At 48.1% G+C, this 23,310-nt stretch carries 25 protein-coding genes; 22 read left to right on the top strand and 3 right to left on the bottom strand.

All coding sequences use genetic code 11. The features are described 5' to 3' along the window. The first annotated feature begins 153 nt into the window (after nt 1–153). From ACLTOH_RS11300 to ACLTOH_RS11320, 5 genes are all read left to right on the top strand, one after another. Complete coding sequence (locus tag ACLTOH_RS11300; protein ID WP_227063549.1) at nt 154–1,578, top strand: carbohydrate ABC transporter permease; 1,425 nt, start codon at nt 154–156, stop codon at nt 1,576–1,578. Then, nucleotides 1,578–2,420 (top strand): sugar ABC transporter permease, encoded by an 843-nt coding sequence (locus tag ACLTOH_RS11305; protein WP_022312073.1) that lies wholly within the window; start codon nt 1,578–1,580, stop codon nt 2,418–2,420. Before ACLTOH_RS11300 ends, ACLTOH_RS11305 begins: the two co-directional genes overlap by 1 nt. An 83-nt stretch (nt 2,421–2,503) precedes the next feature. Next, nucleotides 2,504–3,613, top strand: coding sequence for an arabinogalactan endo-beta-1,4-galactanase (locus ACLTOH_RS11310; RefSeq protein ID WP_022312072.1), 1,110 nt, complete (start codon nt 2,504–2,506; stop codon nt 3,611–3,613). Between the two features lie 241 nt (nt 3,614–3,854). Further along, complete coding sequence (locus ACLTOH_RS11315; protein ID WP_412224135.1) at nt 3,855–5,693, top strand: hypothetical protein; 1,839 nt, start codon at nt 3,855–3,857, stop codon at nt 5,691–5,693. 38 nt (nt 5,694–5,731) lie between these two features. After that, nucleotides 5,732–5,884, top strand: coding sequence for a hypothetical protein (locus tag ACLTOH_RS11320; protein ID WP_337413757.1), 153 nt, complete (start codon nt 5,732–5,734; stop codon nt 5,882–5,884). A gap of 62 nt (nt 5,885–5,946) precedes the next feature. Here ACLTOH_RS11320 and ACLTOH_RS11325 read toward each other — a convergent pair whose 3' ends face one another. The 3 genes from ACLTOH_RS11325 to ACLTOH_RS11335 all read right to left on the bottom strand — a co-directional run bounded on the left by ACLTOH_RS11325 (nt 5,947) and on the right by ACLTOH_RS11335 (nt 7,050). Then, a complete protein-coding gene (locus ACLTOH_RS11325) occupies nt 5,947–6,351 on the bottom strand; it encodes a DUF2752 domain-containing protein (protein WP_262594707.1) in 405 nt (134 codons plus the stop codon). 66 nt (nt 6,352–6,417) lie between these two features. Continuing rightward, a complete protein-coding gene (locus ACLTOH_RS11330) occupies nt 6,418–6,657 on the bottom strand; it encodes a TM2 domain-containing protein (RefSeq protein WP_022312069.1) in 240 nt (79 codons plus the stop codon). A gap of 105 nt (nt 6,658–6,762) precedes the next feature. Further along, the gene (locus ACLTOH_RS11335) at nt 6,763–7,050 is read right to left on the bottom strand and encodes a hypothetical protein (RefSeq protein ID WP_022312068.1); all 288 of its coding nucleotides are present in this window, start codon (nt 7,048–7,050) and stop codon (nt 6,763–6,765) included. 194 nt (nt 7,051–7,244) lie between these two features. On the opposite strand from ACLTOH_RS11335, the gene ACLTOH_RS11340 reads away from it, so the two are divergent. From ACLTOH_RS11340 to purE, 17 genes are all read left to right on the top strand, one after another. Continuing rightward, nucleotides 7,245–7,523 (top strand): hypothetical protein, encoded by a 279-nt coding sequence (locus tag ACLTOH_RS11340; RefSeq protein WP_022312067.1) that lies wholly within the window; start codon nt 7,245–7,247, stop codon nt 7,521–7,523. A gap of 154 nt (nt 7,524–7,677) precedes the next feature. Beyond that, nucleotides 7,678–8,349: a TetR/AcrR family transcriptional regulator gene (locus tag ACLTOH_RS11345; protein WP_172594710.1), complete on the top strand. Its 672-nt coding sequence runs from the start codon at nt 7,678–7,680 to the stop codon at nt 8,347–8,349. A 113-nt stretch (nt 8,350–8,462) separates the two neighbouring features. After that, a complete protein-coding gene (locus tag ACLTOH_RS11350; protein WP_022312065.1) occupies nt 8,463–9,164 on the top strand; it encodes an ABC transporter ATP-binding protein in 702 nt (233 codons plus the stop codon). 1 nt (nt 9,165) lies between these two features. Next, nucleotides 9,166–9,417 carry a hypothetical protein gene (locus tag ACLTOH_RS11355; protein ID WP_412222212.1) on the top strand — a complete coding sequence of 84 codons (252 nt, stop codon included), beginning with the start codon at nt 9,166–9,168 and terminating at the stop codon, nt 9,415–9,417. Continuing rightward, complete coding sequence (locus ACLTOH_RS11360) at nt 9,418–12,552, top strand: FtsX-like permease family protein (RefSeq protein ID WP_412222211.1); 3,135 nt, start codon at nt 9,418–9,420, stop codon at nt 12,550–12,552. A 228-nt stretch (nt 12,553–12,780) separates the two neighbouring features. Beyond that, the gene (locus ACLTOH_RS11365) at nt 12,781–14,118 is read left to right on the top strand and encodes an amidohydrolase (protein WP_412222210.1); all 1,338 of its coding nucleotides are present in this window, start codon (nt 12,781–12,783) and stop codon (nt 14,116–14,118) included. Next, nucleotides 14,111–14,656, top strand: a complete 546-nt coding sequence (locus tag ACLTOH_RS11370; RefSeq protein ID WP_117465899.1) for a hypothetical protein — start codon at nt 14,111–14,113, stop codon at nt 14,654–14,656. Before ACLTOH_RS11365 ends, ACLTOH_RS11370 begins: the two co-directional genes overlap by 8 nt. Continuing rightward, entirely contained in the window at nt 14,634–15,422 is a 789-nt protein-coding gene (locus ACLTOH_RS11375) for an ABC transporter permease (protein WP_412222209.1), read from the top strand. The genes ACLTOH_RS11370 and ACLTOH_RS11375 overlap by 23 nt, the downstream gene beginning before the upstream one ends. A gap of 38 nt (nt 15,423–15,460) precedes the next feature. Next, a complete protein-coding gene (locus ACLTOH_RS11380; RefSeq protein WP_022312060.1) occupies nt 15,461–16,552 on the top strand; it encodes an ABC transporter substrate-binding protein in 1,092 nt (363 codons plus the stop codon). Between the two features lie 48 nt (nt 16,553–16,600). Then, nucleotides 16,601–17,386 (top strand): ABC transporter ATP-binding protein, encoded by a 786-nt coding sequence (locus ACLTOH_RS11385; RefSeq protein ID WP_118537984.1) that lies wholly within the window; start codon nt 16,601–16,603, stop codon nt 17,384–17,386. Nucleotides 17,387–17,418: 32 nt separating this feature from the next. After that, nucleotides 17,419–18,300, top strand: coding sequence for a nitroreductase family protein (locus ACLTOH_RS11390; protein WP_022312058.1), 882 nt, complete (start codon nt 17,419–17,421; stop codon nt 18,298–18,300). Between the two features lie 18 nt (nt 18,301–18,318). Next, nucleotides 18,319–19,023, top strand: a complete 705-nt coding sequence (locus ACLTOH_RS11395) for an SDR family oxidoreductase (protein WP_262594701.1) — start codon at nt 18,319–18,321, stop codon at nt 19,021–19,023. A gap of 119 nt (nt 19,024–19,142) precedes the next feature. Next, complete coding sequence (gene pyrE / locus ACLTOH_RS11400) at nt 19,143–19,820, top strand: orotate phosphoribosyltransferase (protein ID WP_412123945.1); 678 nt, start codon at nt 19,143–19,145, stop codon at nt 19,818–19,820. 43 nt (nt 19,821–19,863) lie between these two features. Continuing rightward, nucleotides 19,864–20,016, top strand: a complete 153-nt coding sequence (locus ACLTOH_RS11405) for a hypothetical protein (RefSeq protein ID WP_172594711.1) — start codon at nt 19,864–19,866, stop codon at nt 20,014–20,016. A 115-nt stretch (nt 20,017–20,131) separates the two neighbouring features. Then, entirely contained in the window at nt 20,132–20,449 is a 318-nt protein-coding gene (locus tag ACLTOH_RS11410; protein WP_117465892.1) for a DUF6142 family protein, read from the top strand. A 67-nt stretch (nt 20,450–20,516) separates the two neighbouring features. After that, nucleotides 20,517–22,601 carry an aminopeptidase gene (locus tag ACLTOH_RS11415; RefSeq protein ID WP_412222208.1) on the top strand — a complete coding sequence of 695 codons (2,085 nt, stop codon included), beginning with the start codon at nt 20,517–20,519 and terminating at the stop codon, nt 22,599–22,601. A 152-nt stretch (nt 22,602–22,753) separates the two neighbouring features. Then, nucleotides 22,754–23,290: a 5-(carboxyamino)imidazole ribonucleotide mutase gene (gene purE / locus ACLTOH_RS11420; RefSeq protein ID WP_022153778.1), complete on the top strand. Its 537-nt coding sequence runs from the start codon at nt 22,754–22,756 to the stop codon at nt 23,288–23,290. Nucleotides 23,291–23,310: the final 20 nt, after the last annotated feature.

Raw genomic sequence — 23,310 nt, forward strand, 5'->3', positions numbered from 1 at the left:
TAGTGGAGGGATGCCTTTTTTACAGGAAACGTTTCCGGTAAGCGGGTTCGACTCCTGCCTGCCGGGTTATGTAACTGGTCAGATGAACGTGGGAAGATGTTCGGAACAGTTACTAAAAATTTATATTAATATGAAGAAAGGAGAGGGCAGAGAATGAAGAAGAAAAAGAGCGGAATCGGCGGATTCTTCAAGGAGTTCGGTGAAGCAGTCGTAAAAGGAGATCTGTTCGTAAAATTATCCCTGGTCTGGATGGGAGCAGGATATATCCGCAGAAAACAAATTATCAAAGGTATTTTAATGACTCTGCTCGAAGTGGCAGTCATTGTATTCACCTTTGGCTTTGCCACAGAGTATGTACGTGATTTTGGAACTTTGGGAACGGTTCAGCAGGAGACGGTTTTCAATATTGTAACCATGCAGAATGAGTTCAATGATTATGACAACTCATTTATGATCCTATTGTTCTCCGTAATCTCATTTGTGGTCTGGTTCACATTCCTGGTGATTTGGCTTAAGAATGAAGTGACCGTTTACCGGCTTCAGAAAAAAGCACAGGCAGGAGAACATATCAATACGTTTGTAGAAGACTTGCAGCAGTTCAAGAATGACAAATTCTATATCACACTGCTGGCACTTCCTGTCATGGGTGTTGTTATTTTCACGATCGTTCCTCTGCTGATCCTGATCGCTGTTGCGTTTACGAACTATGATCAGGGACATATGCCTCCCTCCGCATTGTTTACATGGGTGGGATTTACCAACTTCAAGAATCTGTTCTCCAGCGGTGGAATGACCATTACCTTCGGTTATGCCTTCCGTAGGATCTTGATCTGGACGCTGGTATGGGCATTGTTTGCAACCGCTACCACTTACATCGGCGGTATTCTGTTGTCCCTGCTGATCAATAATAAGAGAACCAAATTGCCCAAGCTGTGGAGAACGCTGTTCATTGTAACGATCGCAGTTCCCCAGTTCGTCTCCTTACTTCTGGTACGTAACTTTTTCGCGAACAACGGCATCATGAACACAATCTGTGCCAATGCGGGAATTACCCAGTGGCTGAGAGATATCGGCGCGATCAGTACCAGTTATATTCCGTTTTTGTCCGCTCCCGGATGGGCACATGTCATGATCATCCTGATCAATATCTGGATCGGTGTTCCTTACCAGATGCTGATCGCTACCGGTGTGCTGATGAATATTCCTTCTGACCAGCTGGAGAGTGCGAAGATCGACGGCGCTACTCCGATGCAGAGCTTTATTCATATCACTATGCCGTATATGCTGTTCGTCACCGGCCCTTCTCTGGTAACGGATTTTGTGAAGAATATTAATAACTTTAACGTAATCTATCTGTTGACCCAGGGTGTATATACCACCACAAATCAGGCAATGGCGAACTCCCAGGCGAAGGAAGTGGATCTGCTGATCACCTGGCTGTTCAATCTGACACAGAGCTATTACAACTACAAGATGGCATCCACCATCGGTATTATTGTGTTTATCCTATGTGCGGTATTTACCCTCATTGCCTTCAGCAGATTCCTGAAGGGTGACAGAGAGGAGGCGTTCCGTTAATGAAGAGATTTATTAAGACTTTATTACATAACCTGTTACTGGCGTTTTTGGCATTTGTCTGGCTGGTGCCTATCGTATGGCTGGTGGTCACCTCCTTCAGCGCATACACCGGCATGAATACCAGCACCTTTTTCCCGAAGGAATGGAGTCTGGCGCAGTATAAGAATCTGCTTTTCTCTGCGGACAGTGTGGCACAGTTCCCGAACTGGTTCAAGAACACCTTCATCATTGCATGTGTGGTATGTGTGATCTCCACCGCTTTTGTACTGATGGTGGCCTATGCGACCTCCTGCATGCGTTTCCCGGCACGTAAGCCGCTGATGAACGCCGCAGTTATCGTGAATCTGTTTCCCGGTGTATTGTCCATGATCGCAGTATATTTTATCCTGAAGACATTGAACCTGACCAACACTCACCTCGGACTGATCCTGGTATATTCTGCCGGCGCCGGACTGGGTTACCTGATCGCAAAGGGCTTCTTCGATACGATTCCGAATTCCCTGCGCGAGGCTGCTTATCTGGATGGAGCCAGTGAGGCTACGATCTTCTGGAAGGTTGTTATCCCCATGAGCCGTCCCATCATTGTATATACCGTTATCAGCTCCTTCCTGTCCCCCTGGATGGATTTCGTATATGCAAAGCTGATGTTAAATGCCGGCATATCTTCCCAGTGGACTGTTGCTATCGGTCTGTACAATATGCTGGATAAGAGCCTGATCAACACTTACTTTGGTCAGTTCTGTGCAGGCGGTGTACTGGTATCTATTCCTATCTCTGTATTATTTGTGATCATGCAGAAGTTCTATGTGGAAGGTATCACCGGTGGCGCAGTGAAAGGTTAAACTGCTTAGGCAGTTTAACCTAGGAGAATCCATGGAATGGATTCTCCGGATAAATGTATGACATGGAGATAAAGAGTTAATTTATGGATAAATTTATCAAAGGTATGGATGTATCGACTTTGCCGGAAGAGACAGCTCTCGGTGCAAAGTATTATGACGAAGGCAAAGAGGGGGACGCACTGGAGATCTTGAAAAAATACGGTGCCAACTCTCTGCGCATCCGTCTCTGGAACGATCCTTACAGTGAGGACGGCAAGCCTTACGGAGCCGGTACCAGTGACTTTACAAAACTGGTGGCACTGGCTTCCGCAGGCAAAAAGCTGGGTTACAGCTATCTGCTGGATCTGCATTACAGTGATTTCTGGGCAGATCCCGGCAAACAGTTCCCTCCCAAGGAGTGGGCATATGCAGATGCCAATGCACTGGAGAAGTATGTGTATGATTACACGAAGGATGTGCTGCTGAAATTAAAGCGTCTGGATCTGCTTCCGGAGATGGTACAGGTAGGTAATGAGATCACCAATGGCCTGATGTGGCCTCATGGAAAATGGGACAATGTTGACAATATCGCCCGGTTTATCAGTGCGGGCATCCGTGCGGTGAGAGAAGTATCCCCGGATAGCCGCGTGATGCTTCATCTGGACTGTGGCGGCAACAATGCCCGCTGCAGAGAATGGTTTGATGCCTATGTACAGAGAGGAGAGGACTTCGATGTCATCGGATTGTCCTATTATCCTTTCTGGCATGGAACCATTGAGGATCTGACAAATAATATGAACGATCTCTCTCAGAGATATCAGAAGGATGTCATTGTGGCAGAGGTATCCATGGGCTTCACCATGGAGGACTATGCAGACAGGGAAAAACTGTCACCGGAACAGCGCAAGGGCATGGCGACCAAGCCCCACCTTGCAGAGGCGGTGGAGTATCCTATGACACCGGAAGGACAGTCTGCATTTATGCAGAAGGTCATGGAGAGGATCACACAGGTTCCGGAGGGCAGAGGAAAGGGCTTCTACTATTGGGAGCCGGCATGGATCCCAATGCCCGGTTGTGGCTGGGCCAACGAGGAATCCCTGAACTATATTCAGGATCCCGGTCCGGGCGGAAACGAGTGGGCCAATCAGGCACTGTTCGATTATGATGGAAATGCACTGCCCGCGTTGAAAGTGATCAGAGACTTTCAGAAGTAATGTGATATTCGTTCCCGCAATGCGGGGAGGATGATATAATGAGTGCAAGTGAGCCAATATGCTTGCATAATTGGCGAACGGCGAATTTGATCATGATCGTTGCGAAGCAACGGTAAGCACCGTAGGTGCGAATCATGATATACTGAAGCAAAATCACTTGCTTGCAAGTGTGATTTTGCGAAATGTATTGAGTGAGCTATGCTCACGATATAAGATGCCAAATGGCGAGATGGAGGAAAAGATGGATAAGTTTATCGTGAATATCATTCACCGTCCGGAGATGGTTCCCGAGTATGCGGAAAAAGTAACCGGACACGGCAAAGAAGAGGATCTGGGCAGAAAAGCACTGTTAACAGAGTCTCTGGATATTTTCAAGTTTCAGCAGGAAACTGCGCATAAGAATGGTTTGAAGACTACCATTCAGATGACCTATGCTTCCCTGTTCAATGACGAAGCGGTAGCACTGGCTAAGGCAGATCACGAGAAGTACGGTGATGAGATCGCACTGTCTCTGTTAGGTCTGCCCTGCACAGAGTTCCGTGAGAAGTACAAGACCAAGGATTTCTGTATCTGGATGTTCTCCATGGAAGACAAAAAGTCTATCGTGGATGATGTGTTCTGCAAGTTCCATGAGAAGTTCGGATTCTATCCCGAATCCACCGGATCTTACTACATGGATGCAGATCTGACCAATTATATCAAAGCAACCTATCCTACCGTAAAATGTGCGGTAGCAACCTGTTGGGAGGAAGGCCCCAAGGCATATCATACCTGCAACAACTCCTGGTATACCTTCATGGATGGCGGCCCCTGGGCACCTTGGATCCCTTCCAAGCAGAATACCCATGCACCTGCAGCCAACGAAGCTGAGGACAGCGGTGTAGTAGCAATCCCTCACCTGTCCAGAGACCTGCTGGCATGCTATGACGGCAATGGCTCCAACTTCGGAACCCATCCTCAGAACGTATTGCGTGGTATGATCTATGACACCAAGACCTGGGAGTATCCTTATCTGTACAACCTGATCGATCAGTATCGTTCCCTGGAGAAGTACAACAACGGATACGCATACAACATGATGTTCGTAGGACCCGGCTGGCTGAACAAAATGGGCCGTTGGGAGCAGCCTTACGAACTGTTGAAGAAGAGTTATGAAGACGGTATGAAGTATTACGGCGACCTGAAGAAGGAAGGCAAGCTTACCGATATGACCATGGCGGAGTTCGCTGATTACTATCGTCAGAAGAAGACCTACACCGAGCCTGAGTGTGCTCTGTGGAGAGATATTTTGTACGGTTCCGACAAGCAGTTGTTCTGGTACTGTGATCCCTTCATGCGTGCCTGCGTAAATATGGATCAGGGCGGTGCTATCGTAGACCTGCGCCCTTACGCTGCAAAGCTGGAGTGGCCGGTAGGTATCGGCACCAAGCATGTGACCGATGCTTCCTATCCTTTCCTGATCCAGGAGAAGTACCGTGCAGGTTACTTCACACATTATGCAGGAGAAGGTACCGTTAGAAGTGCCAAGTTAAAACACAAAGGTGAAGAAGTGGATCTGTGCCTGTGCCGTACCAAGGCTCATTTCTCTCAGGAAGGCAGCACCAGAATCCTGACATTGGATCCCGTAGATATCGAGTTCTATGATCTGACCGTAAAATTACAGACCATCGTTTCCTTCGAGGAAGGCAGCTCAGCAATCAAGATCGAGCGTAAGATCCTGGAGATGAGCGATCCGAACGCAGAAGTAGAACTGAACGAGTACATCGTAGCATGCTATGGTACCACTGAGTACTCTGAGGACATGCTGGGTATCACCCTGAGCACCAAAAAGGGTGACGAGGTAGAGACTCTGGATTACGAGTACAAGTGCCGTGAGATGGAGAAGGCAGAGGCTGACGAAGTAAGAGCTGTCATTCCTCAGATCGAGACCGCAGTATCCATGAGCACCAATGCAGAAGGCGCTGTCGGATATGTGAAGGAAGGATATGCATTCTCCCCGATGTTTACACTGGGTTACAATTCCAAAATCAAGGATAAGGAGGTCGTTGCAACATGGCTCAAGCTGGAAAAGGCAAATTAAACTACAGATGTCCCTCTTGCTTCATGAGAGATATCGATATGGATATGTTCTACGATAAGGATAAGAAGGAATACTACTGCCTGCGTTGTCAGTACAGGGGATCCGAGGAAGATGTCCTCAAGAAAAATGAAATGGCAAGATTCCGTTATGGCGCTATGTATGAGCGTTACACCAAATTCGATTTTGATTGAGAAAACGGATAAAGCGATTGCATAAGAGCATTGAAAAAAGGGGCTGTATTACAGCTCCTTTTTCATGTATTCATATATGAAAAGAAATGAAAAATACCTTTTGTAAAATCAATCTGTACAATGGGAGAATGTGTTACATGCCTTATGATAAAGCAGAGCAAGAACAGAATTCCAATCGCAAACGCCCCATGATCGATCCATTTGTCCGATAAGTGAAGAAGCCGGAATTTCCAAAGAGGAAAAATAATAAAAATTCCCAATACTACAGGCCAGAGAGGATGATAATAAAAGGCTGTTGTAAGATCACCGCTTAATAGGCATAAAAATGCTCTGGTCATTCCACAGAAAGGGCATGGAATGCCAAAAAAAAATAGTAAAGGGCATTGATATCCTGAGAACCACAGGAAAAGCAGGAGTAGTGCAATAATAGAAATAAGAAATATAGTTTGTTTTATGTTTTTATTCATGATCAGCAACCTATAAAAAGAAAAAAGCTTTTGTCGTCTCCGGCAAAAGCTTTTTTTATCCTGTGATTATGCTGTATATTTACCGTCTACGAATACAACTTCTTCGGAACCGGCATAAGCAGCACCGTATGCCTTGGTAAGAGCAATGATCCAGTCGACCAGGCTCCATACTCCGCAGCCACCGGCAGTGAGAAGCTTCAAAATTCCGAGACCAACCTGACCTCTGACGAATCTATCAACACCCAACTCACCAAGTAAAAAGCAGAAAACCCAGGCAAATACATGCTTGTTAACACGATTTTCCATTAGAAAGCCCCTCCTTTGTATTAAATGATATCATCATTATGATCCGTTAGTGAGAAAAAATCAATCAATAAACGAAAAAAACATAAAATTATGTGCTTTAAGGGTCTATAAATAGTTATTAGAGGAACGTTTTAAAATAAAGCGCACATTGTATCCGGATTCGTCACAGATCCCGCGGACGATCTCTTCCGCAGCATCCTTGACATTGTCGTTGATGCAGATGATGCAGGCATCTTTTTTGCGGCTGAAGAAGGAAGCCTTCGGCCAGCGGATATAATAAGAAATCCGGTTTTTCAGCAATGCTCTCTCGATGAGCTGCTTGCAATCGGGATCGGATACTTCGCACAATTCAATCTCATTATTAACTTTCAGAGTGGTATATAGCGGCTGCATGATGTCACCTCCAATAGTATTACAAGACGATTATAGCACAGATTCTTTGAAATGCGCAAGTAGCGCTTATACTTGACGCGGTATCCGGAAGAAGGTACAATAATACACACGGAATATGGAAACCGAAACAGCCCGGACGGGAAGGACAGACAGATCCAAAGTGCGGGCGGTAGGAAGAGAAAGGAGATCATACGATGGATATTATAGAGAAGATCGGTGATACCATCACCGAAAAGGGAAAAGTAGCGGCAGACAAAGCAAAAGAACTGGCAGCCATTGCTAATCTGAAGAGCCAGATCTCTACCTGCGAGGAAGTCATGAAGAAGAACTATCTGGAGATCGGCAAGATCTATTTTGAACAGTACAGCGATATGCCGGAGCCTCCTTTTGAGAAGCAGTGCGAGACCATTAAGAACAGCCAGAGAGCCATTGCAGATTTACAGGAAAAGATCGAACAGCTGAAAACAAAATAAAACGAAATGACGAAAATAAAAACAGGGTTGACAGCAATCCTGTTTTTATTTATAATGCAGACATAACAATGTTATGTGAACGAGTGAACACATGATAGAATAAACTCTTCCATAGAAAACATACCTGACTGCTTGCAGGCAGGGGATGCTTTCTATGAGAGGAGTATTATTCCCGAAGGAGATCGCAATGCCCTTAAAACAGGAAACGCAAAATGAGAATAAAGAAACCAGGCAGCACCTTCTGGAATGTGCCAAAAGGGAGTTCCTGGAAAAAGGATATATGAAAGCTTCCCTGCGGAATATCTGTAAAGAGGCCGGAGTGACCACAGGGGCGCTGTATTTTTTCTTCAAGGATAAGGAAGATCTGTTGGCAGCACTGGTGGAAGAGCCGTTGCGGCAGCTGTATGCAATAATGGAAGAACATTATGCCACAGAGATGCACAACGAGGATCAGGTGGCACAGCTGGATATTGCGGATGACGGGGATCTGGAAGCATCCAGACAGATCATCCGGCAGATGTATGCGAACCGGGAGGCCTTTCTGCTGCTCCTAACGAAATCTCAGGGGTCCCGATTTGAAAATTGTCTGGATGAGGTCGTGGATATCTCGGAGCAGCAGTACCGCAGATTATGCGATATGGTGACGAATGCCACCGGAAGACCGCGGGTCGATGATTACATGACACACTGGATGGCCCACATTATGGTAGATACTTTTGTACACCTGTTTCTGCATGAGACAGAAGAGAGAGTGGCATTGAAGCATGTGGATGCCTTGACGATGTATCTGGTGCGCGGATGGATGGGCATAATGACAGAAAGCTAAAATACAATGCACCCCAAGGAAGGTTGGACTTTGCAGGGGTGCTGTTTCAGAGCATTAACATAACAGTGTTATGTTAATGAAAATCATTATCATTAGTGATGAGGAGGCAGGATATGTATCTGGAAGTGAAGGATCTGAAGAAGAGCTATGGAGAAGGCGGCGGTTATGTACAGGTATTAAAGGGAATCACCGCAGGAGTGGAACAAGGTGAAATGTGTGTCATCCAGGGCACCAGCGGTTCCGGCAAATCCACGCTGCTCAACTGCATCGGAGGACTGGATACCGTGGATTCCGGTTCCATCGTAGTGGATGGACAGGAGGTGGCGGGGCTTAACAGTAAAGCACTTTCCAATTACCGTCGGGAGAAGCTGGGTTTTATTTTCCAGTTTTATAATCTGGTGCCGAATCTGACGGTGAAGGAAAATATCCAGGTCTGCCAGTATCTGACGAAGAATCCTTTGAATATGGAGGAACTGCTGCAGGTACTGGGACTGACGGAACATCAGAACAAGTTCCCTGCACAACTTTCCGGCGGACAACAGCAACGCTGTGCCATCGCAAGAGCCTTGATCAAGAATCCGAGCCTTCTGTTATGCGATGAGCCTACGGGTGCGCTGGATTCCAGGACTTCCCGGGACATCCTGATACTGCTGGAGGATATCAACAGACAGTATGGCACTACGATGCTTATTGTTACGCATAATAATTCCATTAAAAACATGGTACATCAGGTCATTATGATCAAGGACGGACAGATCAGCAAGAACTACCGGAACGAGAAACGTGTTCCTGCGGCAGAACTGGAGGATTTGTAGGATGCAGAGGATATTAAGCAAACGAGTACTTCGGGATATCCGGGAAAACCTGCTTCGGTATCTGGCACTGTTTTTCCTGGTGGCACTGGTCATGTATATGGTGGTGGCTATTGTGGGAGCTGCCGAGACTATTATGCAGGGGACGAAGGAGAGCGGACGTGTCCATCACAGAGAGGACGGACAGTTTGGCGTTTTTGTTCCGCTGACCGAAAAAGAGACCGCACAGATCACGGAAAAAGATGTGACACTGTAGATGGATTTTTCCCTGGATTTTCATCTGGGACAGTCCACGTTTCGTGTCTATCAGGCAAGAGAATCGGTAGATCTGTTCGTTCCAGCAGAAGGGGAGGAAATTCCGGCACAGGGAGAGATCCTGTTGGAACAGCATTATGCGGAAAAACATGAGCTGCAATTAGGAGATATCTTTATCGTTGGGGGAAAAGAGTTCACCGTTGCCGGAATCGGCAGCACGCCGGATTACGATGCTGCTTTTGAGAAAACGTCAGATACCACTGTAGACAGCAATCTGTTTGGCTTCGGATTTGTCACGGCAGAGGATTATGAAGCTCTGAAAGCAGGCGGACAGAATTTCCGGACGGAGGATTATACTTACACCTATCTGCTGAATGATACCATGACGGATCAGGAACTGAAGGAACTGTTACAATCCTTCGAACTGGACCGCAGTAAGGTGACAGATACTTATTTCCTGGAAATGCTGGCAGATGCGGAAGAGACGAAGAACGATATTCAGGATGGTATCCAGGAACTTCTGGATGGCGTGGATGAGCTGGTGGACGGTGTGGATGAACTGGCGGATCATAATACAGAACTGACGGATGCGGCGGATGAGTTGTTTGATGCCATGCTGGAACAGGTGAATGACAGCCTGAAGGATGCCGGAGTGGAAGTGACACTGACTTCAGGAAATTATGAACAACAGCTGAATGCCATGATCGCTAATCCTCATGCCTACACCGCATCCCTGCGGCAGAACCTGCAGGACGCGAAAAAGTCTCTGGAAGATCTGCAGGAGTTCCGGGATGGTGTGAAATCCTACACGGACGGAGTTAATGCAGCTTCTGCCGGTAGCGGAGCACTGGTGGGCGGTATGAGTCAGATCACGGAAAACAGTGCTGCGTTGAATCAGGGAGCTGATGCTATTTTTAATGCCATTTTGGGCATGGTGAATGAACAGCTCCAGGCAGAGTTGGAATCTTATGCGGCATACGGGATCAGCTTTCCGGGACTGACGGCTGGCGGTTACGGAGAGCAGCTGGATCAGCTGGCAACTGTCTTTACACAGATGGGGGCATCCCAGGCAGCGGGGCAGCTGTCTGCAGTGAAAAGTCAGCTGGACACCGTGGCACAGTTTCGGGATGGGGTGAAAGCCTATACCGCCGGTGTCGGAGAAGCAGCCGGAGGATCCCAGGAGCTGTTCCAGGGACTGAGCGTGCTTTATACCGCCAGTGAGCCTCTGGTAGACGGCACAGATGCCGTGGTGGATGCACTGATGGATATGGTGGAGGCACAGCTGGAAGAAAGTGATATTCAGGTAGAACTGACTGCCGACAATTATAAGGAAGAGCTGGACCAGCTGATGGCAGAGGGCAGCAGTGTGGATGCCAGGCTGCGGGATTCCTTGAAGGACGCGAAGGATACTTTGGCGGATCTGGAGGATTTCCGGGAAGGAATCATCGATTATACGGATGCCGTGGATGAGATTGCGGATGGCAGCAGGGAACTGCGGGACGGTGTGCAGGAACTGCAGGATGAAGCCAATGATATGATCGATGAGTATTTTACTTTCGATATCGACAATCTGACACAGTTTCTGGTGGCAGGGGATAATCCCAGAATCGATGCCGCCAGCGGGGATGTGATCATCAATAAATATGCCGGTATGGTATCCGGTATTATCCTGATGGTCATGTTCACTTACGTGATCTCCGTATTTGTGGTACATAATATTGAAAAAGAGAGCAGCGTCATCGGTGCGCTGTACGCTTTGGGTGTGACGCGAGGGCAGCTTTTGTTCCATTATCTGCTCAATCCCATGATGATCTCCTTCTTAGGAGGTGCGGTCGGCTGTGTCCTGGGCTTTTCGAAGTATGGTACCGGCTGGCAGATGCAGGACAGTATCGTGTATTTTTCCCTGCCACCCATGGAAATCGTGACTCCGGCCTATCTGCTGGTCTACAGCCTGGTCATGCCGCCGGTGACGGCCGCATTGGTAAATTGTCTGGTGATCAGCAAGAAGTTGAAGCGCACGGCACTGTCTCTGCTTCGAAATGAACAGACCGCAGGCAGGGCCGGGAAGATACAAGATGTAAATCTGGGAAATATGAAGTTCCTTCACAGATTCCAGTTCCGTCAGCTCCTTCGGGAGATGCGTTCTGCCGTGGCGGTGGTGATCGGTATGTTTATCTGCCTGCTGGTACTTTTGATCTCTGCAGACTGCTATGTTCTGTGTAAGAACTTTGGAGACGCCTGCCTGGATGAGACGACCTATGCTTATATGTATACTTACAAATATCCCACGGAGGATGTGCCGGAGGATGGTACTCCGGCTTATGTGGAGAGTCTGAAAAAAGAGGCTTACGGTTATAATCTGGATGTGACGGTACTGGGAATCGATAAGGATAATCCATATTTTCCGGTGGAGACCAGCAATAAGAAAAATGAGATCGTGATCTCCAGCGCCGCAGCACAGAAATTTGGCGTGAAGGTCGGTGACAAACTGGTGCTTTCCGATGAAGTGAACGAGAGAGATTATGCGTTTACTGTCAAAGATATCGTTCATTTTGCCTCCGGTGTTTATGTATTTTTAGACCGGGATGCCATGCAGGAACTGTTCGATCAGGAAGACGACTATTATAATGTAGTATTCGCCGATCATGCACTGGACATCGACAACGGCAGACTGTATTCTACGGTATCCAGAGAAAACGTGGAGGAAAGCTCTCAGATATTTACGGATATGATGGGACCTATGGTCAGCATGCTGGCGGCCATCTCCGCACTGATCTTCATGATCGTCATGTATCTGATGATGAAGGTCATGATCGACCGTTCTGCATTCTCCATTTCCCTGATGAAAGTATTCGGCTACCGAAAGGGAGAGATCCGCAGACTGTATCTGGACGGGAACTTCTATATTATAATGTTGGGAGCATTGTTGGGAGTACCGTTGGCAAAATGGTCCATGGATCTGATCTTCCCGTATTTTATTTCCAATGTGGCCATCGGAATGGATTTACAGTTCCCGCCGCAGTTGTACGGCATGATCTACGGAGGCATCCTGATCTGCTATCTGGTGATCAACTTTCTGCTGGTGGGCAGACTGAACAAGCTGGTGCCTGCGGAAGTATTGAAGAATAGAGAGTAAATAAGTAAGTAAATATAGGTAACAGTTCAGCCATGAACATATCTGGGCACAGAGATCATGCTTGCATGATTTTGCGGGCAAATATGTTCATGGCTGAACTGTTACCTAACTTTTTTATATAAATACATACTAACCCTATTGACAAACTAGGAAATATAAGGTAATATCATCTAAAACATAGAAAACATATAGATTTACTAGGATATAAAAGACGAGGAGGATGACACCGTGGCAGCAACCTTTGATACGACAGAACAGAGAATCCTTAAGATCATAGATGACAACCGGGAGACCATCGTAGAGTTCGCAAGAGATATTTACGACCATGCAGAGCTGGGCTACAAGGAATTCCGCACTTCGAAAAAGTTCGTGGATTTTATGAAGAGCTTACAGCTGCCGGTACAGACAGATCTGGCCATCACCGGAGCAAAAGCCTATTTAAATAAAGAAAAGGCCGGAAATGCATCCCTGGCATTGATCGGAGAACTGGATGCCCTGAGGATTCCGCAGCATGCACATGCAAATCAGGAGACACAGGCAGCTCACTGCTGTGGACATCACGCACAGCTGGCAGGAGTCATCGGAGCGGCGCTGGCACTTACGGATGCAGAGGTGGCACAGAAGCTGGATGGACAGGTGATCTTCTTCGCCACACCGGCGGAAGAGTACGGTGAGATCGAATTCAAGAATCAGCTGATCGCTGATGGCAAGATCGCTTACGGTGGTGGAAAATGTGAACTGATCCGCATCGGTGCTTTCGATGATGTGGATGTGGCACTGGCGCATCATATTTCCTTAGAGGGAATCCGGCTGGGAAGCAACAGCGGCAATGGTTTTGTATCCAAGGTGATCCGTATCAAAGGAAAAGCAGCCCATGCGGCGGGATGTCCGGAAAAAGGTGTCAACGCCTTATCGGCAGCAAGCCTGGGGTTACAGGCACTGGCACTGAACCGTGAGACCTTCAGGGATGAGGATTGCGTGAGGGTTCATCCGATCCTGACCAAGGGCGGAGATCTGGTCAATGTAGTTCCCAACGAAGCGGTGCTGGAGACACTGGTAAGAGGCAAGACCCTGGAAGCTTTCGCAGATGCATCCGTCAAGACAGATCGTTCCTTCAAGGCAGGAGCACTTGCCGTGGGAGCAGGGTATCGTATCGAGACTATGCCGGGCTATCTTCCTTCTCTCTGGCAGCCGGCACCAGAAGAGATGGCCGATGCGGTGAAAGCACTGGCAGGAGAAAAAACGGTATACGAGGTCAGACCGGAGGAACACAGCGGAGGATCCACAGATGTGGGAGATGTACAGCATCTGCTTCCTGTGATCACCTTCAATACCGGCGGTACTGTAGGTGGTCTGCACCAGGTGGATTTCGATGTCGTGGATGAGGAAGAAGCCTATGTGCTGACAGCCAAGATATTTGCCCTGAGTGCTTACCGAATGTTGAAGGACGGCGCGGAAGTGACGAAGCGGACCAAACAGGAATATCATCCGAGATTCGCTGATAAACAGGAATACATAGCTTTTATGGACAGCTTTAATAAGGTGGAGGAAGCGGACATTGAGTAAAGCAGATTATAAAATAGAAGGAACGGTTCCCAGAGAACTGTTGGTAAGTGAAGTGAGAAAGGCCGCAAGACAGTTCGCCATGCAGTTCTTCCATTTCAGTAAAGTATTATATGACCAGTTCGGACTGGAGAAGACCAAAGATATCGTGAGACAGACCGTATTCGAACTGGCAGTGGACCGGTCGGATCAGCTGCGGGAAAAGGCACTGGCGCAAGGCCTGAAGGCAGATTCCGTAGAAGACTTTATGAGTGTTATCGACCTTCCCTTCACCGGATGGATCCCGGAATGGGGAGAAGATCACTGTCCCTATGCGGAAGTGTGGAGAACTTATTTTGACAAATATCCCTGGTTCCGAGAGATCGCACCGTTTTACTGTGACGTGATCGACACTACTACCATTGAGAACTTTTCCAAATGTCTCTCCCACAGGATCACACAGAATGTCATCCTGGAAGGTACCTGTTGTAAGAGAGAGTACTTTGAAAGCGATAAGGTGAAGCGAGGAGAATACACTTATGGAAAAAAAGAAGAAAACTAAGAATAAGAAACGTTTTACCTGGGTGAATCTGGCACAGCTGCTCACCATGGCGGCACTGCTTCTGTGGATGCAATGGGCAGTAGATTCCGGCAGAGTGCTTACGATCTTCGTGGCGTCCCCGACTTCCATCGTGGAAGAGGGCATTAAGATCATTACAGACGGAACCTTATGGCCCCACTTATTGCTGACGATCCAAGAGGCACTGGCAGGTTATCTGTCTGCTGTGGTGGTAGGTATTGCAGTGGGACTGATCTGGACCTTGTTTCCGGTATCGGAGAAGTACATGAATGTATTCTGTTCGGCAATCATGGCAGTTCCGAAAGTAGCAATCCTGCCGCTGTTGATCCTGTGGTTCGGCATCGGCTTCCAGTCCAAGGCATTTCTGGTATTTCTGTTCTCGGTATTTACGATCCTGTACAATACCGTGACCGGAGCCAAGGAGTGTAAAAAGGAGTATCTGAAGGTCGCAAAAGTATTCAAAGCCAATCGTTCCCAGACCGTATTTCTGGTCATCATTCCGGCGGCACTCCCTTCCATCTTTAATGGATTGAAGCTGGCAGCGGCAACGGCACTGACCGGTGTCCTGTTCTCGGAAATGCAGTCGGCAAGAGCAGGACTTGGCTATCTGTTGACAGAGTCCCAGAACCTGTTGAACACCCCGAGGATGTTCTTCCTGATCATCCTGATCACCTTATTATCCGTAGGTGCGGTAAAACTGATCGATGCCATCGAATATGCCATCAGCTATCGATGGAGACATGTATAAGCAAATAAATTTTTTCAATAGACGAGGAGGAAAATGTTATGAAAAAGAAAGTATTCAGCGTATTACTGACTGTGGCACTGGCAACCGGAGTACTGGCAGGCTGCGGCAGCAGTGCAGCAACCGGCAACAATGCAGCAACCGGAGCCGCACAGAATGAGGGAAGCCAGACAGCAAGTGCAACTACCGCAGGAGAGGAATCCGGAGACACCATCGTGATCCGTTCCTGCTTCGCTACCGGAATGACCGGTGCGGTGAACCGTTTTGCCATTGAAAAGGGTCTGTATAAAGAACTTGGTATTGAGTTCGAAAACGTAGAGGCCAGCGCCGATACCAACTCCACAGTAATGTCCCTGATCACCAGAGGAGAGATCGATGTGGCAGACGGAGATCCCAGTTCTTATATCCCCGGTATCTACAACGGTGTGCCTGCCAAGCTGGTAGGAAATATGTGGAGATATTCCGGATGCTACTGGCTGGTGGCAAACAATGATATACAGGACTTCTCCGATCTGGAAGGCAAAAAAGTCGGTACCGCAGGAGCTTCCGGCGGAATGAGACTTTCCGTATTGAAGATGTTGGAGAAGAACGGTGTCAGCACGGATAACGTGGATCTGATCGCCAACGGCGTATACCAGACCGCTTATGCATCCCTGACTTCCGGCGAAGTGGACGCTACGATCATTCACAACCCGTATGCGGCACTGGCTGAGGCAGACGGCACCGGACATATCCTGGGAAGAGCCTGGGACTACATCCCCGACTACTATACCGGAACGATCATCGCAAGCAACAGCTTTATTGAAAATGAGCCGGAGAAGCTGCAGCGCTTCCTGACCGCTTATTATCAGGTACATGAAGAAGTTAAGAATGACTATTTCGACGAATTTGTTGCATGGGCAGCAAAAGAGATGAATACATCCGAAGAGGTTATGAGAAAGGCCATCGAGTCGGAAATCGATGTATGGCTGGATTATCCGGTAATCCCCGAAGATCGTCTGGCTACCACCTTTGAATATCTGAAGGAGTACGGCTGGGTAGATGAAAATGTCAGCTACGAAGGAACCTACACCAACGAATTCGCGCAGGTAGCTGCAGATACCCTGGGAATGACCGACCCGGAAGCAAAATAATTGAGAATGCTCTGAAAATAAGAGACACAGGAAACGGAGGTAATGGAAATGCCCGCAATATCCATTAAAAATATCAACAAAACCTATATCGATCAGGATGGAAACGAAGTACAGGCACTGCATGACATCAATCTTGATGTGGCAGAAGGTGAATTCGTCTGCATCGTAGGTCCCAGCGGATGCGGTAAGAGTACCCTGTTAGAGATCGTGGCGGGCCTGCTGGATGCTACAAGCGGCGAAGTATTGCTGGATGGACAGCCGGTACACGGTACCAGCAGAGATATTGGCGTGGTATTCCAGGATGCCTCCCTGTTTCCCTGGAGAACCGTACGGAAAAATGTGGCATTCGGACTGGAGATCGCCGGAGTACCCAGGGAAGAGAGAGAAGAACGGTTAAGGCGTTATATCTCCATGGTCAGCCTGAACGGTTTTGAGAACAAATATCCGGCACAGCTGTCCGGAGGTATGCGGCAGAGAGCCGGCATCGCCAGAACCCTTGCCATGAATCCCAAGGTCATCCTCATGGATGAGCCCTTCAGTGCCGTGGATCATCTGACCAAATGCACTCTGCAGGAGGAACTGATCAATATCAGACAGGCAGAGAACAAGACCGTATTATTCGTCACACACGATATAAATGAGGCGGTGTTCCTGGCAGACAGAGTGGTATTGTTAAGTCCAAGACCCAGTACCATTCAGAAAATCTACGAGATTCCTCTGGAGCAGAAGAGGGGGCGTAATGATCCTCTGCTTTTAAAAATTGCAGCAGAAATCGCAAAAGACATCAACAGCGGTGGACAGGATATTCCCAACAACTATTGGGGCAACTTATAGGCGGAGAATACAGAGAATAAGGAGGCAGCAGTATGTTTCGTGACACCAGTATGGATTACCTTTCCAGAGATGAAGTACTTGAGATCTGGAATAACAATATGCGTCTGACAGACGAGCAGCTTTTAGCCATGGATGAGACAGAATTCCGGGCAAGAGTGAGAGAACGTTCCCATCATACCCTGGAGATCCAGGTATATGCCACCGCATATCGCCACCAGAAATTAAAACCCAACCAGGCAGATTATACGAAGCATCTGCTGGAACTGTGGGAGAAAAGAGGATTGGGAAAAGATCTGCCGGAATATCGGTATGCCTCTTTCCTGATCGATGCGGCGGAGAAACTGGTAAAGGGGGAAGACGTGGATCTGACACCTTACAAACCTACGCCGGTGACGGAACAGATGGAGAAAGACTTTTTCACGATTGTAAAGGAACGCAGAAGCGTCCGGGAATTCAAGGACAAGGAAGTACCGGATGAACTGATCGATAAGATCCTGGAAGCGGGGCTTTGGGCTGCTCACGGCTGTAATGTACAGTCCATCCGCTATGTGGTGGTACGGGAGAAAAACGAGCCGGGACTGTTCCGCGGCAGTGACGTGCCGGGAGGTCCGGTGCATCTGGTGATCTTACAGGATATGAGATGCTACAGAGCCAACTCCTTTACCCCGGTGAGAAACCAGCTGCTGGATGCCGGAGCCGCCGGACAGAATATCGTTCTGGCAGCCCACGCCGTAGGACTGGAAGGTGTCTGGCTGACTTTCCCCGGAGAAGAATTTTGTGACAGACTGCGGAAACGCTTCAATCTGCCGGATTATATCCGCCTGGTGACCTATGTGGATGTAGGATACGGTGACCAGACCCCTTACCCTCCTCAGAGATGGGACGTAAAGGATACGATTCTCGGAAGATACTAGGAAGAAGGAGAACGGCGCATGAATATTGTGATCATCGGCGGCAGCCGCGGCATCGGCAAGGCGGCCGCCAGAGAATTGTTACAGGATGGAAATAACGTGCTGATCGTCGGCAGAAATCCGAAGACACTGGAAGAGACAGGGAAAGAACTGGCCGGAGCGGCAACGTATTCCTGTGATGCCGGGAAGGCAGAGGAAACCACTGGACTGGTGGATGCAGTGAAGAACGGTAAAATAGCGGGATTCGGAGATAATGTGGATGGACTGATCCTGTGTGCGGCGGTATTTCCCAATCCGGCCACGAAGACATCCGTAGTACAGCCGGAGCCGGAGGAACTGCAGGCAATGCTTGACAGCAACGTGACGGCATATTACCGTCTGGTGAAGGAATTTCTTCCGCTGCTGGCACCGGGCAGCCGCATCGTACTCATCGGTTCCACTTCGGGAATCCGCAGAGACAGGGGCGGCATCTACGGCATTTCCAAATGGGCGCTCCGTTCCTATGCCTATGCCCTCCGGGAGGAATGCAAGCCTATGGGGATCGGTGTATCCCTCATCAATCCCGGCGGCACCTTTACCGAGACCAGAAAGAAATCCTCCGAAGAGGACAGGTCACTTTTAGAGACCTCCGACCTCGGAAAAGTCATCACCCTGACCTTCCGTCTGTCCCCACAGGCAGTACTGGAGGAAGTGAATATCCGACCTTTACAGGGAGATACCTATTAGGCAGTCGATGGACTGCCTTTTTTCTTCTCAAGGAAACTCATTGAATGTTAAAAAAAAGTATGGTATGATAAAGGACAGAACTGACAAAGATACGAGAATCACGGAGGTTTTTAGATACAATGGAACAGTACAAGCAGGAATTTATTGAGTTCATGGTGGATTGTAAGGCATTGAAATTCGGAGAGTTTACCTTAAAGAGCGGTAGAAAGTCTCCTTTCTTTATGAATGCGGGTGCGTATGTCACCGGTTCTCAGCTGATGAAGCTGGGTGAGAGCTATGCCAAAGCAATTCATGATACTTACGGCGATGATTTCGATGTATTGTTCGGACCGGCATATAAGGGAATTCCCATCAGTGTGGTAACCGCAGTGGCTTACAGCAAATTATATGGCAAAGAGGTTCGTTACTGTTCTGACCGTAAGGAAGAGAAGGATCACGGCGCAGATAAGGGAAGCTTCCTGGGAAGCTCCTTAAAAGATGGCGACAGAGTCATCATGATCGAGGATGTTACCACTTCCGGCAAATCTATGGAAGAGACCGTTCCCAAGGTAAGAGGAGCAGCCAATGTAGAAATCGTTGGTCTGATGGTATCCCTGAACCGTATGGAAAAGGGTCTGGGCGGCAAGGTCAGCGCACTGGAAGAGATCAGGGAAAAGTACGGATTTGATGCACATGCCATCGTAACCATGCAGGATGTCATCGATCATCTGTACAACAAGCCTTACAAGGGACAGGTATACATTGATGATACTCTGAAGAAGGCAATCGACGAATATTATGCTGTATACGGTGCTTAAGCAGACGGCTTCGAAAGTTTTGGATAGAAGACAGGAGGATTCCATGGAAGAGAAAATCTATAAGATCATGCGTGGAGCAGGTGCTCTGAATATTGTACTGGGAGTCATTTCCCTGGTAGTCGGAATCGCGGCAGGTGTGTTGCTGATCATCAGTGGCGGCAAGCTGGTCTCCGGCAAATCACGTATTCTGTTCTGATCACAAATGAGAAGGAAAACGTCGTCAGGGCGTGAAAATTGGGCATTTCCATACCGGAAGTGCCCTTTTCGGGTTCCATGGGGGATTGCAGGTTACTGAAAGGCTTGAAAATAGTATGCGGAAAAAGAACTACATTTTTACGAATAAAAAACATTCCAACAGGGCGATCATGTCGACCATCCTGGGGGGCATCAGTCTGGTGTCCCTGGGGATCGTGACGTATCTGTCCTACAGTCAGGGCGGCGTGATGCACGGTGGATACGGTGTTACCGGTGTGTTGGCCACCATCTATTCCCTGATCGGACTGATCCTGGGAATACTGACCCTTCGGGAAAAAGATATCTATCGTATCTTTCCCGTGCTGGGAACAATATTAAATGTTGTTGCCCTTGGAGGTGTCAGCTTTTTGCTGTATCTGGGAAGCCGTCTGTAACGGATATTCTGGAACAGAAGCATTGGATCACACAGCAGTTATTTAGATAGAAGGAGCAATCAGATCTATGGAAGAAAGAGAATTATTACTGGAACGTCTGGAACTGGCCTTAGACCGGATCCGGGAGATCCCCGGGGAGGACTGGCAGGAAGAAAGCCTGCAGCACTGGAAAGAATATTTTACAGCGGTAGCAAAATTTTTACTGCTGATCGAGGATACCAGACAGTTCCTGGAGCAGGGAAAACAGAACACTGCCACTTTGGAAGAGCTGAAACAGCGTAACCATGCCCTGTATGAAGATATTTTACCGGAAAATTATGAGAACAGCTTTGCTAATCCTGCGGTAGCTGTAAAGTGTCTGGGAGAAGAATTCGGCGCACTGGCCGCCTTCCTTTATACGGAAATGCGGAGCCTGATCGGTTTTACCTATGAGGGAAGACTGGACGAACTGGTGATCCGTATGGAACTGTTTTCTGAGGTATATGCGGCATTTGTATATGAGGAGCAGGAGAATCACAGACTTCCGTCTTATGCGTCCATCCGTGAGATCCTTTACTGGTTCGTCAGCGATTACGCGGATGTGGCGGCGGAAGCACGGGTACGGGAACTGGTATGCCCGGGGAATAATTTTGCGGCAGACATTATCCGAAGGGCGGAACTGACCGATCTGCGTTATCTCTATGCCTATGGAGAATACGTGGGGGAAAATGAACTGTCAATGGCGAAATTCCTGAATTCCCTGCCGGAAGAGACTATAAATACCATGGCAGACACTTATACCGAGGGGTACCGCATCGGTTTTGAAGTGACCGGCAAGGATCTGTCGAAAAAAGCTGCGGTGGATGTCCGTTATCAGTTGGGCTTCGAACGCATGATGCGGAGAGCTCTGGAGAATTTTGACAAAATGGGATTGCAGCCTGTGATCTACCGTGCAGCTGCCAGTATTTTATATAATCCCTCCATTTATAAAAACGGCTTCTACAGTGTCAGCCCCAACAGACAGTATGAGTTCGATCACAAGGATGACAAGGCACTGTTCCTGGATAAAATGTATTGTAGCCGGAAACTGGAAGTCATGCATACCGCTTTTGAAAAATATAAGACAGAGGCCAGAGGCTATGCGGGCCCGGCCGTGGTGGAGACCTTCGGTGAGAAAGATTTCGCACCGGTGAACAAGCCGGAAGCGGTGAAAATGACGGATGAGCAGAGCACTCTTATGGTGGAGCACCGCACCCAGATGGGACAGCTGCAGAGACAGTATATTATTGAGGAAGAGCGCAGCTTTACGATTATTGCGTTCCCCATCCCGGAGGTAGGGGACTGCTTTGAAGAACTTTTCCGGGAGACTATTCGGATCAACACCCTGGATTATAAAAAATATCAGAGGATCCAGCAGACCATCATCGATGCGCTGGATCAGGCAGACCACTGTGAGGTGAAGGGCTGTAACGGTAATCACACGGATATCACAGTGAATCTGTGGAAGCTCAAAGATCCTGCCAAAGAAACTATTTTTGAAAACTGCGTGGCAGACGTGAATATTCCCGTGGGAGAAGTATTTACCTCTCCAGTGCTGGAAGGCACAAACGGTGTGCTGCATGTGACAAAAGTGTTCCTGAACGGTTTGGAATATAAGAATCTGGAGATCACCTTCGAAAACGGCAGGATTAAAAACTACAACTGTGCTAATTTTGCCACGGAGGAAGAGAACAAGGCATTCATTAAGGAAAATATCCTGTTCCGCCATAAGACACTGCCGCTGGGAGAATTTGCCATCGGCACAAACACTACGGCTTATGTGGCGGCAAAGCGTCTGGGCGTGGAAGCCAGGATGCCGATCCTGATCGCGGAGAAGATGGGACCGCATTTTGCAGTGGGCGATACCTGCTATTCCCATGCGGAAGAGGTGAAGGTATACAATCCCGACGGTAAAGAGATCGTGGCCAGAGACAATGAGGTGGCTGCCCTTCGCAGTGTGAACCCTTCCAAGGCTTATTTTAACTGCCATACGGACATTACCATTCCTTACGATGAACTGGCAGAGCTGACCGCAGTGAAAAAGGACGGCGGGCGGATCCCCATTATTGCGAACGGCAGATTTGTCCTTCACGGAACGGAAGAACTGAATGAGCCGCTGCGGGAGTTGGATTAAGACTATTCAGCAAGCATTTGCAGAAAGCAATTTTGCATGGCTCTGAATAGTTATCATAAGATTTCATAAAACCATTGCATCATTGAAAAGATTTTAGTAAGATAAAATATATATGGATAAAATCGGTGCAACCGATACATGAGGAGGACATTATGGCAAATACAGAGAATTGCCCTAAGGTTGGCATTGTAATGGGTAGTGATTCCGATATGCCTGTGATGGCGAAAGCCGCAGACATTCTGGAAGAACTGGGCATCCCTTATGAGATGACCGTGATCAGTGCTCACAGAGAGCCGGATGTGTTTTTTGAGTATGCAAAAAGTGCGGAGGAAAAAGGCTTCAAGGTGATCATCGCCGGAGCCGGTATGGCAGCGCATCTGCCCGGCATGTGTGCCGCTATTTTCCCTATGCCCGTCATCGGAATCCCGATGCACACCACTTCCCTGGGAGGCAGAGATTCTCTGTATTCCATCGTTCAGATGCCCTCTGGCATCCCGGTTGCCACAGTAGCCATTAACGGCGGCGCCAATGCAGGACTTCTGGCAGCCAAGATCCTGGCTACTTCCGACGCAGAGCTTCTCGGAAAGTTAAAAGCATACAGCACCAAATTAAAAGAACAGGTAGAAGCCAAGGATGCAAAATTGCAGGAAATCGGCTACAAAGCTTACCTGGAAGGCATGAAGAAGTAAGGTTTATAAAAGTATTATTT

The sequence above is a fragment of the Waltera sp. genome, from assembly GCF_046969025.1.
Lineage (GTDB): Bacteria > Bacillota > Clostridia > Lachnospirales > Lachnospiraceae > Acetatifactor > Acetatifactor acetigignens.

What these genes read in the sequence shown, in the direction of transcription:
- ACLTOH_RS11300 (WP_227063549.1), top strand. Translation starts at nt 154, where the DNA reads ATGAAGAAGAAAAAGAGCGGAATCGGCGGATTCTTCAAGGAGTTCGGT.
- ACLTOH_RS11305 (WP_022312073.1), top strand. Translation starts at nt 1,578, where the DNA reads ATGAAGAGATTTATTAAGACTTTATTACATAACCTGTTACTGGCGTTT.
- ACLTOH_RS11310 (WP_022312072.1), top strand. Translation starts at nt 2,504, where the DNA reads ATGGATAAATTTATCAAAGGTATGGATGTATCGACTTTGCCGGAAGAG.
- ACLTOH_RS11315 (WP_412224135.1), top strand. Translation starts at nt 3,855, where the DNA reads ATGGATAAGTTTATCGTGAATATCATTCACCGTCCGGAGATGGTTCCC.
- ACLTOH_RS11320 (WP_337413757.1), top strand. Translation starts at nt 5,732, where the DNA reads ATGGATATGTTCTACGATAAGGATAAGAAGGAATACTACTGCCTGCGT.
- ACLTOH_RS11325 (WP_262594707.1), bottom strand. Translation starts at nt 6,351, where the DNA reads ATGAATAAAAACATAAAACAAACTATATTTCTTATTTCTATTATTGCA.
- ACLTOH_RS11330 (WP_022312069.1), bottom strand. Translation starts at nt 6,657, where the DNA reads ATGGAAAATCGTGTTAACAAGCATGTATTTGCCTGGGTTTTCTGCTTT.
- ACLTOH_RS11335 (WP_022312068.1), bottom strand. Translation starts at nt 7,050, where the DNA reads ATGCAGCCGCTATATACCACTCTGAAAGTTAATAATGAGATTGAATTG.
- ACLTOH_RS11340 (WP_022312067.1), top strand. Translation starts at nt 7,245, where the DNA reads ATGGATATTATAGAGAAGATCGGTGATACCATCACCGAAAAGGGAAAA.
- ACLTOH_RS11345 (WP_172594710.1), top strand. Translation starts at nt 7,678, where the DNA reads ATGAGAGGAGTATTATTCCCGAAGGAGATCGCAATGCCCTTAAAACAG.
- ACLTOH_RS11350 (WP_022312065.1), top strand. Translation starts at nt 8,463, where the DNA reads ATGTATCTGGAAGTGAAGGATCTGAAGAAGAGCTATGGAGAAGGCGGC.
- ACLTOH_RS11355 (WP_412222212.1), top strand. Translation starts at nt 9,166, where the DNA reads ATGCAGAGGATATTAAGCAAACGAGTACTTCGGGATATCCGGGAAAAC.
- ACLTOH_RS11360 (WP_412222211.1), top strand. Translation starts at nt 9,418, where the DNA reads ATGGATTTTTCCCTGGATTTTCATCTGGGACAGTCCACGTTTCGTGTC.
- ACLTOH_RS11375 (WP_412222209.1), top strand. Translation starts at nt 14,634, where the DNA reads ATGGAAAAAAAGAAGAAAACTAAGAATAAGAAACGTTTTACCTGGGTG.
- ACLTOH_RS11380 (WP_022312060.1), top strand. Translation starts at nt 15,461, where the DNA reads ATGAAAAAGAAAGTATTCAGCGTATTACTGACTGTGGCACTGGCAACC.
- ACLTOH_RS11385 (WP_118537984.1), top strand. Translation starts at nt 16,601, where the DNA reads ATGCCCGCAATATCCATTAAAAATATCAACAAAACCTATATCGATCAG.
- ACLTOH_RS11390 (WP_022312058.1), top strand. Translation starts at nt 17,419, where the DNA reads ATGTTTCGTGACACCAGTATGGATTACCTTTCCAGAGATGAAGTACTT.
- ACLTOH_RS11395 (WP_262594701.1), top strand. Translation starts at nt 18,319, where the DNA reads ATGAATATTGTGATCATCGGCGGCAGCCGCGGCATCGGCAAGGCGGCC.
- pyrE (WP_412123945.1), top strand. Translation starts at nt 19,143, where the DNA reads ATGGAACAGTACAAGCAGGAATTTATTGAGTTCATGGTGGATTGTAAG.
- ACLTOH_RS11405 (WP_172594711.1), top strand. Translation starts at nt 19,864, where the DNA reads ATGGAAGAGAAAATCTATAAGATCATGCGTGGAGCAGGTGCTCTGAAT.
- ACLTOH_RS11410 (WP_117465892.1), top strand. Translation starts at nt 20,132, where the DNA reads ATGCGGAAAAAGAACTACATTTTTACGAATAAAAAACATTCCAACAGG.
- ACLTOH_RS11415 (WP_412222208.1), top strand. Translation starts at nt 20,517, where the DNA reads ATGGAAGAAAGAGAATTATTACTGGAACGTCTGGAACTGGCCTTAGAC.
- purE (WP_022153778.1), top strand. Translation starts at nt 22,754, where the DNA reads ATGGCAAATACAGAGAATTGCCCTAAGGTTGGCATTGTAATGGGTAGT.